Origin of the sequence: Rhizobium sp. BR 362 (assembly GCF_036528765.1) — a bacterium.
Classification (GTDB): domain Bacteria; phylum Pseudomonadota; class Alphaproteobacteria; order Rhizobiales; family Rhizobiaceae; genus Rhizobium.
On the sequence record NZ_JARWGH010000040.1, the window covers coordinates 26430 to 39097 of the forward strand.

Annotated in this window: 13 protein-coding genes and 1 pseudogene; 8 read left to right on the forward strand and 6 right to left on the reverse strand. The window is 56.6% G+C overall.

The genetic code is table 11. From position 1 onward, the window contains the following. Positions 1-11 precede the first annotated feature (11 nt). Positions 12-185 (forward strand): hypothetical protein, encoded by a 174-nt coding sequence (locus QDY28_RS27280; RefSeq protein ID WP_154660802.1) that lies wholly within the window; start codon positions 12-14, stop codon positions 183-185. Positions 186-791: 606 nt separating this feature from the next. Here the strand turns inward: QDY28_RS27280 and QDY28_RS27285 are convergent. Beyond that, positions 792-1814: an L-histidine N(alpha)-methyltransferase gene (locus QDY28_RS27285; RefSeq protein WP_240535393.1), complete on the reverse strand. Its 1023-nt coding sequence runs from the start codon at positions 1812-1814 to the stop codon at positions 792-794. Between the two features lie 754 nt (positions 1815-2568). Between QDY28_RS27285 and QDY28_RS27290 the strand changes: the two genes are divergently transcribed. From QDY28_RS27290 to tnpB (QDY28_RS27310), 5 genes are all read left to right on the forward strand, one after another. Next, positions 2569-3747, forward strand: a complete 1179-nt coding sequence (locus QDY28_RS27290) for a cytochrome P450 (protein ID WP_051043313.1) — start codon at positions 2569-2571, stop codon at positions 3745-3747. A 34-nt stretch (positions 3748-3781) separates the two neighbouring features. Next, on the forward strand, positions 3782-4000 hold the full coding sequence (locus QDY28_RS27295) for a ferredoxin (RefSeq protein ID WP_004112880.1): 219 nt from the start codon (positions 3782-3784) through the stop codon (positions 3998-4000). A gap of 517 nt (positions 4001-4517) precedes the next feature. Then, positions 4518-5210: a porin gene (locus tag QDY28_RS27300; RefSeq protein ID WP_004112883.1), complete on the forward strand. Its 693-nt coding sequence runs from the start codon at positions 4518-4520 to the stop codon at positions 5208-5210. Then, entirely contained in the window at positions 5132-5575 is a 444-nt protein-coding gene (gene tnpA / locus QDY28_RS27305) for an IS66-like element accessory protein TnpA (RefSeq protein WP_015341991.1), read from the forward strand. The genes QDY28_RS27300 and tnpA overlap by 79 nt, the downstream gene beginning before the upstream one ends. Continuing rightward, a complete protein-coding gene (gene tnpB, locus QDY28_RS27310) occupies positions 5572-5904 on the forward strand; it encodes an IS66 family insertion sequence element accessory protein TnpB (protein WP_081598427.1) in 333 nt (110 codons plus the stop codon). Before tnpA ends, tnpB (QDY28_RS27310) begins: the two co-directional genes overlap by 4 nt. On the opposite strand, the gene QDY28_RS27315 is transcribed toward tnpB (QDY28_RS27310), so the two are convergent. The 4 genes from QDY28_RS27315 to QDY28_RS31080 all read right to left on the reverse strand — a co-directional run bounded on the left by QDY28_RS27315 (position 5812) and on the right by QDY28_RS31080 (position 9118). Beyond that, a complete protein-coding gene (locus QDY28_RS27315) occupies positions 5812-7917 on the reverse strand; it encodes a recombinase family protein (RefSeq protein ID WP_331384429.1) in 2106 nt (701 codons plus the stop codon). The two genes, tnpB (QDY28_RS27310) and QDY28_RS27315, sit on opposite strands and share 93 nt — an antisense overlap. Next, the gene (locus tag QDY28_RS27320; RefSeq protein ID WP_028754843.1) at positions 7914-8150 is read right to left on the reverse strand and encodes a hypothetical protein; all 237 of its coding nucleotides are present in this window, start codon (positions 8148-8150) and stop codon (positions 7914-7916) included. Before QDY28_RS27320 ends, QDY28_RS27315 begins: the two co-directional genes overlap by 4 nt. 53 nt (positions 8151-8203) lie before the next feature. After that, positions 8204-8665 (reverse strand): helix-turn-helix domain-containing protein, encoded by a 462-nt coding sequence (locus tag QDY28_RS27325; protein ID WP_184806310.1) that lies wholly within the window; start codon positions 8663-8665, stop codon positions 8204-8206. A 123-nt stretch (positions 8666-8788) separates the two neighbouring features. Further along, positions 8789-9118: a DUF5372 family protein gene (locus QDY28_RS31080; protein ID WP_184806313.1), complete on the reverse strand. Its 330-nt coding sequence runs from the start codon at positions 9116-9118 to the stop codon at positions 8789-8791. Positions 9119-9138: 20 nt separating this feature from the next. Here QDY28_RS31080 and tnpB (QDY28_RS31085) point away from each other — a divergent pair, with 20 nt between their 5' ends. Both tnpB (QDY28_RS31085) and tnpC read left to right on the forward strand, forming a co-directional pair. Beyond that, the gene (gene tnpB, locus QDY28_RS31085) at positions 9139-9315 is read left to right on the forward strand and encodes an IS66 family insertion sequence element accessory protein TnpB (protein WP_162944135.1); all 177 of its coding nucleotides are present in this window, start codon (positions 9139-9141) and stop codon (positions 9313-9315) included. Positions 9316-9377: 62 nt separating this feature from the next. Continuing rightward, a pseudogene (gene tnpC / locus QDY28_RS27330) lies at positions 9378-10856 on the forward strand (IS66 family transposase); the annotation flags it as partial. Between the two features lie 28 nt (positions 10857-10884). Here tnpC and QDY28_RS27335 read toward each other — a convergent pair. Next, positions 10885-12668 (reverse strand): recombinase family protein (locus QDY28_RS27335; protein ID WP_184806316.1); only part of this gene is annotated, 1784 nt, incomplete at its 5' end.

Below are 12668 nucleotides of genomic sequence, written 5' to 3' on the forward strand. Positions count from 1 at the left end.
GGTTCCTGCGGTTGAAGGATCTGGACCAATCGTCCAAGGCCTCGCGCCTGGATGCGATTGCTGTCCAAGTTCGAGGGTTCCACGACGGGCGTTTGGGGAGATTCTGCAGCAATTCGGCAAATATCAATTCAAAACGCGCCGGACCGGTCGGCATTGATCGCCGCGAACAAAAAGCCGCCTATTGAGGCGCCGTCAGATTAGAGGTTATGACGACGATGAGGGTTTGCTCGTGCGTTCGTCGCGACCACCCAGGTACAACCTGATGCGTCTGCGTGGCCACCGTTCGATATTCCTCGGCGAACATGGCCTGTTCCTTCTTCGGGATCTGGAGCCTTCTGCTCTCGGATGACCGGGCATAGGTCCCGGCAGATAATTTGGCGCTAACATTTCGACATCTCCATGCGGTACCGTCGGACCGTGACGCGTCTGCAAATGCTTCGCAGCAATATGCGTGCCAAAGGAAAAAATGTTTTCTTGTTCAACATAATCGATCAAACCGCCCGGCGTTGCATATCGATCGATTGTCGCATATCGGACAAGGCCAAGTGATCTTGACCCGTTAACCGCCTGACGAGCGCGAGGGACTGCTGCCGACCTCCTCGCCGGGACATCGAGTTCGGGGCCGAGCGTCTCGGCCGCGAATGTTGCCCAATCCGTTATGCCCGATATTCCCTCGCGCTTTGGCCGAAAGGGCACGACAAATCGTTGCCAGACATGGGTGGAATGGCTGGTTATTGCCAATAGCATGCGAAGGATTGGCTCTTCGCCGGCAGCGGCGGCAGGACTTGTTCTTAGGTCGCCTTTTCCAGCACGTGAATGTCTGAGCCGGCGGCATCTGAAAGCACATCAACCGACACAAGCCCTGCCAGGTTCGCGCATTCTCTGAAAAACTCTTCCGAAAAAGAAAATGAGTTCTTCAAATGCAGCCGATCACCATTTTTAAGTTCGATGCTTTTTCCTTTGAGTCGAAACGACAAATTTCTATTCACCGTCGCGGTGTGGATCACCTGCATGAAGCTGTCATCACCTCTTATATCCGCCTCATACTCAAACACTCCTGGATCAAAGTTATCGTCGACGGGTAATTCTGCCTTCATTCGATAAAATACGTTTAGCTGAAATTCTGGATGCGCTTCGTAGTAGGCTTTTGCGACATTCCACCTCAGATCCGAGCCTATTGAGATCGCAAGCCAGCACTTCTCAGCGCTGTTCGATATCCTCCTCAACGCCTGGACAACCGCCGCAACCGGAGGAGCCTCACTTATGGAAGCGGCAAGATTCCCAAAAGTCCGCCCGAACATGACGACCAATGCCGTTTCCTCATCGGAAAAAAAGCGCCGCCCGGAAAAAATGTCATCTCGTATGAACTCGATCTTCAGGTCGAACGATGGTGGCGATCGCTCTATATCCGAGAGGAACTCGTTCGAGCGATCAACCAGTACGCAACGTGAGGTTTTTCCGCGCAACTCCGTTGCAAGGGGAAGGGTCTTCTGCTGAAATGCTCGCACTGTTCCGGGGCCAAAGTCGAGAATTGACACCCCTTTTTGAGATCGCTTGCCCTGAGGCCATCGGACATACTCTTTTACTCTCTGCTGAAGGTCTCGTGCCAACTTGATCTCGGCGTCGACCATATTGGTTGTCCCGGTATCCAACGCATTGTTCATCCTCTGGGTTTCAGCCCTTGCCCACAACAGCGAGCCGCTCATCGAATTGCCGTCCCGATCACATCCAGTGTGGTGAGCGTATTGTTCTGGACCTAAGTCTGGCGCATATTTTTGTTGAAACAGCTTCAAACTCGTTTCAAGAAAGCTCACAATTGCTCTCCTCTGTGGGTGGCGATGGATTGGCGACAGGCGAAACTTTTGCGCAAAAAATTCTTTTGCCCGTCGCATTGAGCGCACGGATCGTGGCGGCGGCTTTCTGTGCCATACGTATGGCGGTGTCTTTGCAGCTACCCACCTTTTTGTGTGGGGCCGACTGTCGGATTTTCCTCCTCCAGCAAGTCGGCGGCGGTTCAGGCATTATTCAGGCCAAGGCAGAACATCGTTTTAAAACAATGAAGTGCTACTCATGCGCCTTTGACCGTGTCCGGCATTGTCGGAAGCGCGACACCGTAATGTCGCGTGTTTGCTCGTCGACCTCTACGCCAAGTTGCTTGCGCGAGCGCGATCGCGTTTCACCGGTTTTTGTTAGCTCCTCGACACAAGCTTTTTCAGCTTGCTCGGGATCAAATAGCCGAAGAGCAACGGGAAGATCGCTTTTCGGCCGACCAAAGGGAACTGGCATGAATTTTGAACTCTCTCTGCGAGGCGATCAGCGCTGCCGGCACCTTGAGTGGCCTCATAATCGGGGGATGTCGGGTCGCGATCGACCGGACAACCAGATCGCGACGGTCAATAGCCGGAGTTGCCGAGTATCGCCACTCGCCCTCTTGGCTTTTCGATCGGCAGATGAAGAGCGGCAATGGGACTTCAGCCGTCAAAGAACATGACGGGCTAATGCAGCCAGCCGCCGTTCAGGAGAAATCAATTCGTGGGTGACCCAATTCCAGATCATGTTCCGCGCGAAATGGTGAGCGACTTCAGCTTGTTCACGTCACCCGGCATGCAACGCGTCTCCAATGGAGATCCTCATGGAGCCGCCGCTCGTGTTCACGCCGGACCACCAGTGTTTTATTCACTCCACAATACGCGTGATGGTCGTGGCACGTGGCTCAGAACCCGGGCCAAAGACCAACGCAAAGTGCTGCAGGACCCTGATACTTTTTCCAGCAATCGCAGCATTTTCGCCTCTGCGCTCGGTGACGACTGGCCGTTGATCCCACTCGAGCTTGATCCACCGGCCCACGGCATCTTTCGCTCCCTGCTTAACCCCCTGTTCTCGCCAAAACGAGTGATGGCGCTGGAAGCGTCTATCCGTGCGCAAGCGATCACCATTGTCGAAAAGATCTCCGTGTCGGGTAAAAGCTGCGAGGTGATGAAAGATTTTGCCATTCCATTCACAGTTGGCGTCTTTCTTCAGTTTTTGGGATTACCGAACGAGCGGCTCGACGTATTTGTCGGCTGGGCGAAGGCCTTGCTCCACGGAGATAAGGTCCAACGATCGGCAGCCGCTCGGTCTATTCTGGAGTTTATCGACGAACTTGCGGCCTTGCGCCGGAAAGAGCCTGCAGGCGACTTCATGACCTTCGTCGTGCAGGCACAGATCGATAGCCGCCTGCTGGCCGAAAACGAAGTCCGTGGCATCGGCGTACTATTGTTCGTCGCGGGGCTCGATACGGTCGCAGCCGCGATCGGCTTTGACTTGGCCCATCTGGCACGCAATCCAAAAGACCAAAATTTGTTGCGCAGTGAACCGGAACGGATCGTGCTCGCAACCGAAGAATTGTTGCGGGCATATTCGACCGTACAGATGATTCGTGTGGCAACGAAAGATATCGATTTCGAAGGCGCGCCGATTCGCAAAGGGGATTATGTTTGCTGCGCTACGATGATTGCCAATCGTGATCCGGCGGAGTTCGAGGATCCCAACGTGATTGACCTGGCACGCGAGGACAACTGCCACACCGCGTTCGCCGCAGGTCCCCATCGTTGTCTTGGTTCGCACCTTGCCCGGCGGGAGATCATCATCGGCTTGGAGGAATGGCTGTCTCATATTCCTCATTTCCGTATCAAAGAAGGTACGGCCCCCATAACCCATGGCGGCCATGTGTTCGGGATCGAAAATCTGGTCCTGGAATGGTCATAACTCGAGCGCCGCTATGCAGCTTCGGAGGTGCGGCATGCACATCATCGTCCACACTGCCAAATGCCAGGGACACGCGCGATGCTGGTTCCAAGCGCCGGAGATCTTCAAGTTGGATGAGGATGGTTATATCCTGCCCGGCAATATCGACGTTGCTGCAGGGAACGAATTTCGCGCATCCCGGGGTGCTCGATCATGCCCCGAACGTGCGCTGGAAATCACCCGCTCATTCGATACAGTTGGAGTCACGGCGTGAACTGAGGCTTTAGACCTGCAAGCGATAAGCAGACGGTTGATCGACGATCCACCCGTGTTTCAAAAGCTGCTACCTGCAAACATCATGCGCCGATGTCGCTCAGGTCTGTCTGACATGCGACAATGGCGGACTTGCCGGAGAGCTGCTTTAAGAAAGTTACTGCAAAACAAAGGGTTTTTCCTGCGGCATGCATATTGCTTCGAGCCATTTGCGAACGCTTCACGATCAAAGTCAACTGAGCGGAAATGTCGAAAATGTCAGCAAAATGCTCTCTGCCGCCGCCTACCTCCTGCCATCAGATTTCCGGACGTAATGGAGAGATCTGGTCTTGTCACCAAGGAATATTCAGGACGAATTGCTTCTCTTGAAAACGTAACGATAGTCCTTGCTTGCTCAGGGATGGGAATGAATCCCTGATCCCAAATCTCATGCATAAAATTCGCTTTCCAGGACGATTGTTGAGCACGCGTTTAGCGCGGGCGATGAATTTCTCTTTGACCCAAACATCGGAGCTTCAGTGAATATCAGACCCATTCTTCTCGGCGGGATTGCAACACTTTCAGTCGCGCCTTCCGTATGCGCTATCGATCAAGTCGTCGCCGTCGAGCCGGAACCGGCTGAACTTGTCCGCATCTGCGATGCCTACGGCAAGGGCTATTTCTATATCCCTGGATCTGAAACCTGCATGCAAGTCGGGGGTATGGTCCGCACGCAGGCATCGTCATACAATCCTTACGCCCCAGTTGAACCCAGCGGCACCACCTGGCTGACGCGAAGCGAAATCTATGTCAATGCGGCAACGGAGACTGAATATGGCCTCCTGAAGACGACGACGACTCTACGGTTCGATTATACGGACGATAGTAGCACGATCGGCGCCGATCTACCTGTGGCGAATATATCGCTTGGTGGTTTCCTCATCGGCCGCGCCGGCTCTCAATATAATGATTGGATCGGCTATGTCGGCAATGTCATCAATCCGGATGTAATCGGCAATGGCCCTCTCAAATTGAATCAACTTTCGTATTTTTATGATTGCGGCGTAAGCGCCGTCTCCGCCCCATTGAATTGGCTATATTTTGAGGCTTGCCGGGTGTGCGAGAAGGTTTCCAGGACTATCTGGAGATTTGCATGGCAGATGATGGATTTGTTGGGCGTTACGAAGTTGTCGAGCCGCGCCGCGGAAACCGGCGTTGGCCGGACGATGTGAAGGCGCGGATCGTGGCGGAAAGCCTTGAGCCTGGCGTTCGTGTTGTTGATGTCGCGCGCCGTCATGACGTTGTTGCGCACCAGCTTTCCTTGTGGCGCCGGCAAGTGCGCGAGGGCATTCTGGCGTTGCCTTTTGAGACTATGTCGGGCCAGTCGGAGAGCGGCGATGCCGAGCCTGCATTTGTGCCTTTGGCGATTGCGGCAGAGCCGAGCGAGGCTGTGAGTGTTTTGGCGCCGCCGCTGCCGGCGACGGTTTCGTCGGTCTTGACATTGGAGATCGGCCCGGACGTTGTGATGCGGGTTCCCGGCGATGTGCCGGTTGAACGTGTGGCGGCTCTGGTGCGAGCCATGCGAGGGACGGCATGATCGTCGCGGGCCAACGCCTGCCGATCCTGATTGCAACGCGGCCGGTTGACTTCCGCTGTGGGCATCAGGCGCTGGCTCTGATGGTGCAGACCGAATTGAAGCTCGATCCGCATTCCGGGGTGACGGTGATCTTCCGGTCGAAGCGCGGCGATCGCCTGAAGATCCTGGTGTGGGATGGCACCGGAATGGTGCTAACCTACAACGATCTGCATTCATACTGCATCTCTCTTTCGGATTCAGTTGAAGGTTTTGGCGTGTCTGGCATTTTCCTTATGGGCGGCGAGGCGATCGACGAGTTGGTTCCATCGACTGCATTGCTTTTGCGGTAAATCGCTCTTCGGAAGCTCGTACAGGTAATAGTGTCCGTTGTAGGCATGGCTGGTGACGAGGCCATGTTCAGCCCATCTGGCGAGGGTATGCTCATGGATATTGAGGTGTGCAGCCGCCTCCTTCTTTGTCAACATCCCACGATCCCGGAGCCGGTCATAGCGTGATCTCAGCTTGTATTCGCGAACAAGATAGGTGACGCGTTTGGTTGTGAAGCGGGCGTTGCGCTGGTCACGGCGCGTCACCGAGCCCGGACGGTATCCCTGATTGTTGAGAATGTCGGCGATCTCGGAAAAAATATGATCGTCGAGGAGTTTATCAATCAGTTGGATGACGTCGGGGCTCGTCTTGACCTGCTGGCTGGGCGATTTTGGGCTGATGGTGACGAGTGTCTGGGTTTTGCCGCCTTTGAAGCGAATATGAGCCTTGGTTGTGCCTCTCTTCGGTAGTTTGAGGAGGGTGACATCCTCAATGATGTGGGCAAGCAAGCGCTTTCGTTCGCGGTTCGGGGTCTCTGAATTGGTCCAGAGCTTTTTGAAGTCCGCCGTCATTGTGACCAACCGCTCTTGGACGGCCTTATTGAGGATGAATTGATCGTGCTCCTGGGCGCGCTCGCGCTCTTCGCGGGCATTAGCCAAGATGCGGAGCTTCTCGTTCCATTCCCCTTCGAGCGTGTCGGCGACAAGGCGGTTATTGGGATCGACGAGCATGAAACGGCGCTGGGCGAGATCGGCCTCGGTTTGGGCGCGCTCGATTGCGCGACAGCGCAGCCGGTCCGCCTCTTCATGTCGCGCTTCGATTTCTTTGCGGACTTCAATTGCCAGTTCGACGGCTGCCGGCGTCATCTGATCCGCGATCAACATGCCGATGGCTTCGTCGACGGGAGGAGCAGAGATCGCCTGGCACACGTGTTCTCCGCGATTGCTACGGGCGCGGTCACAAACGTACCAGGCTTCCTGTCGACCGCGTCGGGCAGCGTAGCGCATGTGAAAATGCCTGCCGCATTGCCCACACACGGCCCGTCCCTGCAGCAGCGCCGGTCCTTCCCGCGGAGGCGATGCGACACCGGCGTTCCATTTATGGCAGATGTTCGACTTTAGAATCCTCAGGTTCTCTTGGTGCTGCTCCCAGCTGATATAGCCGGGATGGGCATCTGGAATACACGCCGTCCAATCGTCGGTACCTTGTTCACGGACGAGCTTTTTGCCATCGATGGTTCGTCGATAGCGACGGCGACCATAGGCATAGGCTCCGGCGTAACGTGGATTATGCAGCACGCGCATCGCCGTCGAAGGCGTCAGTGGCCGAAAAACAGTCTGGCTATCGTGCAGGCGGGAGGGAAAGAGAATACCTTCCTGACGAAAGGCCTTGACGGTCTGGGAGGCGGATCCGACGCGAGAGAACGTCTCAAAGAAATGAGCAATCGTCTCTCTAATTTGCATGTCCGGATCGAGAGCCACATTGCCGGAATGGTCATAGACCAGTCCGGTTGGCAGGGGGCAACGGAACTCGCCGCGCCGTGCCTTGTTGAGAATACCGCCGCGCAGCCTTGCCTTGATCACATGCAGTTCGGCCTCACTCATTGTTCCCTTGAGGCCGAGCAGGAGGCGGTCGTTGAAACTTGCCGGGTCATAGACACCGTCCTCGTCGAGGATCAGGGTGTCAGCAAGGGCGCAGATCTCCAGTAGACGCTGCCAGTCGGCATTGTTGCGCGCCAGCCGGGAGACCTCCAGACCCATGACGATCCCGGCATGCCCCATGCCGACATCGCTGACCAGCCGCTGAAATCCCTCGCGCCAGACCGCCGATGCGCCGGATTCACCCTGATCGTTATCGATGACGATAATTTGCTCGTCGCGCCAACCAAGTGCGATAGCGCGCCCGCGAAGCGCATATTGCCGCATGGCGCTCTCGGTATTGTCGATGACTTGCCGCATCGAAGATTGGCGGATGTAGAGGTAGGCGCTGCGTTCACGGTGATGGGACTGGACTTTGAGGTGTACATTCATGTTCATGGTGCTCTCCGTTGGTGGATGCTCATGGCGATGGTCGCCAGGACATGAACGACGGCGCTGAGGTCGTCGCGCGCCGGTCGGGTGGCCAATGACAGGTAAAACGGGTCTTGATCAGGGCTTGCCGCCGCAGGCAGTGCACGGGCCCATCCCCACATGCCGCGGCGCAGAAAAAGCATGAGGCCGCTACGGGCCTTGAGCGGCAGAACTTCGCCGAGAGCTGCACTGCGCAGCATCTCGTACTGGTCCGCGATGGCCGGCAATGAACATGCCGGTCCCGTGGCAACGTCTAGCGGATCGTTTTTTTTAACACCCGCTCGATCGTCCTGGGATGAAGCTCGATATCGAGTTCGTTGCGGACCATCATGGCGAGCTCGCGTGCATGAACGGGTACGCCCGGAACCAGCCTTGCCTGCAGAAATGCCAGGACTTTGTCGTCGACCTTGTGGGGCCCGCGGGGACCCGGCTTTGCCGGCACCAGTCCAGCAATCCCACTCGTGTCGAAGTTTGCCTTGGCCTGGTAGTAGGTCGGTCTGGAAACACCATACTCGTCGGAAGCGTCCGTTACCGAGACGTTGTCGACGGAGACGCGTCGCAGCATCTCGTATTTGACCTGGACGGCGTCGCGCGGATCGAAGAACTCGCTGCCGCGGAACTTCGGGTCGCGCACCTTCTCGGAATTTGGATTGAAGGTGCCCTCGTCGATGAGGGCATCCATCTTTGATCGCTTGCCGCCGTACTTCGCAGGCATTGCGGGCTCCGGGTATGAGATCGAGCATTAATGTAATGCTAATTATACCGCACTTCTGATTTGTATCAAGGACATTCTCTGAGCAAATTAGGGAAATGTGGCGTACAAATCGGGATATATTGCTCATTGCGAGTCCTCTTGCGGCATAATCTCGTCTACATTAGCGGCATAATTATCCTTACACTCCGCTCGCGACCGCGCTGCCAACCTGTCACAAAGGTGTTCCACCATGTTGGCCAATTCCATCAAGTTCGAAACCAGCAAGAGCGCCCGCCCGTTGCTCGCGGCAACTTCCGGATCAACGCTCACAAGATCAGTCCATTGAGGGGGAAGCGGCCATATGGCGCCATCGTCGGTCTGCAACAGCAAACGGCTGCCCTGTAAGTTACTTCGCTTGCCAACGCAGGGCAGCTGCCGTGCGAATAGAGGATGAAACGGATGCGTGACCCGCACTAGCTGCTGATCTGCGCTGGTTGAGGCTGCATTCTCAGATAAGGTACAAAATTCTTGAACATGGAAACTTTGCCTGGCCCAAGGTTCAGGATGGGACCATGCGTCTTTCCAGGGCTCAATATGAGGCTTTGTTCGAAGGTCTTGACTGGCGACGGGTCATGGCGCAACGGGTGACCGCGCCGTCCGCGGCAGGGTAAATATCCGGCCGCCTTTGCATTGTTTTATTTGGCTTTTTTGTGCTGCCTTGCTATAAGGCCGCATGTCATCGCCCCTTGATCTCAGCCTGTTTCCGGACCTTCCGCCAGAGGTTGTCAAAGCCTTTGCGGCGATGGAGTTCGAACTGTCGGTCGAGCGTGCTGCACGTCAACATGAGCAGGCTGTGGTTGCCGAAAGGGACGCGTTCATCGCCGAGCTGAAGGAACTGGTCGAGAAGCTTGAGGGGCAGGTTCACGACTATCGGCGCACGAAGTTCGGGCCGAAATCGGAAAAGCTCGATCCGGCGCAGATGGAACTGGCGCTGGAAGACCTTGAAACGGCGATTGCCGAAACACAGGCGCGGATCGCCGCCGTCGAGAAAAAGATCGAAGCCGGCGCATCCGATCCGGACAAGGCCGCCCCTCGCAAGGAGCGTAAGGCCCGTGCATTACCCGAACACCTGCCGCGGGTCGAGAAGGTGATCGAGCCCGACAGTATTGTCTGCCCCTGTGGTTGCGGCAACATGGTCCGGATCGGTGAAGACCGGACGGAACGGCTCGACCGGATTCCGGCACGCTACGAGGTGATCGTCACGATCCGCCCGAAATACGCCTGCCCCAAGGGTCGAACGGGCGTCGTCCAGGCCAGAGCGCCGGCGTATCTGCTGGAAGGGAGCTGGCCGACGGAAGCCCTTCTGGCTGAGATTGCCGTCTCCAAGCATTCCGAACATATGCCGCTCAACCGGCAGGCCGAGGTCATGGCGCGACATGGGGTGCCGATAGACCGCACGGTCCTTTCCGATTGGATGGGGCGCACGGGCAGCGAAATCGCATCGGTGGTCGACTACATGGCAAAACGGCTGCTGTTTGAAAGCACGCGGCTCTATGTCGACGAGACCACGGCTCCGGTGTTGGATCCGGGGCGAGGCAAGACGAAGACCGGTTATCTCTGGGCCGTGTTGCGTGACGACCGCGGCTGGAACGGTTCTGCGCCGCCGGGCGTGGTGTTCCATTATCGGCCCGGGCGTAAAGGCGAATATGCCGCTGAAATCCTCGACGGGTTCAACGGGACAATCCAGGTGGATGCCTACGGTGGTTACTCTCACCTCGCCACGTCGGACCGGATGGGCGGTGATCCCTTGAAGCTGGCTTTCTGTTGGGCGCACGGGCGCAGAAAGCTGATCAAGGCCGCGCCAAAGAGTGGATCGCCCATCGTCGACGAGGCGCTGGTGCGGATCGCCGCGCTCTACAAGATCGAAGGCAGTATCCGGGGCTCAGATCCCGAACATCGCCGCGCAGTTCGACAGGACCTGTCCCTCCCGCTGGTGGACGAATTCTTCACCTGGCTCGCAGCGCAAGCCCAGCGCGTCTCACGCAAGTCCGACCTCGGAAAAGCCCTGGCCTATATGCTGACGCGGCAGGACGGATTCCGGCTGTTTCTGGACGACGGCCACGTCGATATCGACTCCAACCTGGTGGAAAACGCGATCCGCCGACCAGCCATGAATCGCCGCAATGCGCTCTTTGCGGGGCACGACGTTGGCGCGACATACTGCTCATCTGACGATGTCCTTAAAATAAAAGGGGATTTTGAACCGGATCCTGAGATATCGGACGTCTTGATCGCCTGGCATCTGCTTCGCGGCGAACAGTGTCGTCTTGAAGGTCGGAAAGTTGAATGATCCAAGGCGCTCCAGCACATAGCTGTCGAGCGGGAAGGACGCCGCTGCTTACCATCCGATAAGCCGTAGCTCGACTTACCTTCAGAATGTCGGCGGTCTCGTCGAGGGTTCTCTCGCCGCGTTCAGCCCGTTCGCCTTCCCGATAGACGGGGATGCCGTGGATGTTGCGAAGACTGCAGACGTGGCTTCGTGTCCAGCTGGCGCCATGTCCAGTCGGCTTGCCGGAGCGGTTCAGGATCGCTGCGATTGACAAATCAGGTAACTGCCTTGCCAAGGCGCGCACGAGATCGACAACATCAGCCTTAACTGCCCACCGGGTCTGGCCGATCTTGTTCTTCTTCACTGTCATCCGGGTATGATCTCCACCTTGCCAATGAATGATGATCGCCAATGTGTCGTCGACGATATCGACGACAATTTCCGTGATTAGTAGCCGAATGATCTTTTTGCGCGTCTCAATGGATACGCTGGGGCTGTCCCATGCCTGCCCCAGGTCCCTGCCGAGCTTCATCAGTCTTGCACGGTCATCTGCCGATAGCGCGGGCATGTCGCGGTCGGTCGAGAGCGTCTCAAGCTCGATCTCCAGGTCACGCAATTGGATCAGTTTCTCATTCCAGCGTCTTTCCAACTCGCCCGCGACCAACCGATTGTCGGGATCGACAGCGTCATACTGGCGCCGCGCTCGAGCAGCCTCATATTGTGCTTGCTTGATTGAGTTCTCGAGTTGCTGACGCTTATCGCTATGACGCTGCGTGTGCGCCTCCATTGCCTGCAACGCCGCCTCGATCCCGAGGGGTTGCAGTCGTTCGAGAACTTCCTGCGCGACGGCCCGATCGACGCGCATGCCACCGAACCCGATGCAGTTTGCAGCCGCCATGTCGCCGAATGTGCCGCGACAAACGTATCGCTGCGTGTTGCCGCCTTTCCCAGAATATTGAATATGCAGTCGACGACCGCAGCGACCGCAACGAAATAGTCCAGGCAACAAAGCTTCGCCACGCCTTATCGAACCCCGCCCTATGTAGCTTTTTCCATTCGCATTCTCGGCGATCAGATGCTGATTCCTTTCAAACTCGGCCCAGCTAATATAGCCTTCATGATGGTCGTGGATCAAAACTTCCCAGTCCTTCGAATTACGCCGCAACGTATCACGGATGACCCGTTTGCGCCCATCCTTGATCATCACCCGTGTCCCACGCCGGCCGTAGGCGTACGAGCCAGCGTAGACGGGGTTTGTCAGTATGTGATGAAGGGTATGATAAACCGGAGCTTTCCACTCGATCGGCGGTTTGCCGCGCCCTTGATTGACAGACGGAACCAAGACATTCTCTTGCCTGAACCAGAGCAACACCTGGCGGACGGTCTGCAGTTCGGCGAATTTACGAAAGACGAGCAGAATGCTCTCCTGAACGCGCCGATCAGGATCTTTCTCGACACGGGCATCATCCGTCTTCACATATCCGACGGCAACAGTCAGATGAAGTTCGCCGCGCCGCGCTTTTTGGCGCATGGCCTCGACGGATCGTTGCCGAAACACGGATAACTCCATCTCGCTCATCGTACCCTTCATGCCAAGAAGGAGACGATCGTTAGGCGAGCGCGGATCGTAAATAGCCTCTTCGTCAACGATCAGAGTGCCGACCAGACCACAAAATTCCAGCAACGTATGCCAAT

Coding starts and splice junctions, on each gene's coding strand:
- QDY28_RS27290 (WP_051043313.1), top strand. CDS start 2,569: ATGGTGAGCGACTTCAGCTTGTTCACGTCACCCGGCATGCAACGCGTC.
- QDY28_RS27295 (WP_004112880.1), top strand. CDS start 3,782: ATGCACATCATCGTCCACACTGCCAAATGCCAGGGACACGCGCGATGC.
- tnpA (WP_015341991.1), top strand. CDS start 5,132: ATGGCAGATGATGGATTTGTTGGGCGTTACGAAGTTGTCGAGCCGCGC.
- tnpB (WP_081598427.1), top strand. CDS start 5,572: ATGATCGTCGCGGGCCAACGCCTGCCGATCCTGATTGCAACGCGGCCG.
- QDY28_RS27315 (WP_331384429.1), bottom strand. CDS start 7,917: ATGAACATGAATGTACACCTCAAAGTCCAGTCCCATCACCGTGAACGC.
- QDY28_RS27320 (WP_028754843.1), bottom strand. CDS start 8,150: ATGCTGCGCAGTGCAGCTCTCGGCGAAGTTCTGCCGCTCAAGGCCCGT.
- QDY28_RS27325 (WP_184806310.1), bottom strand. CDS start 8,665: ATGCCTGCGAAGTACGGCGGCAAGCGATCAAAGATGGATGCCCTCATC.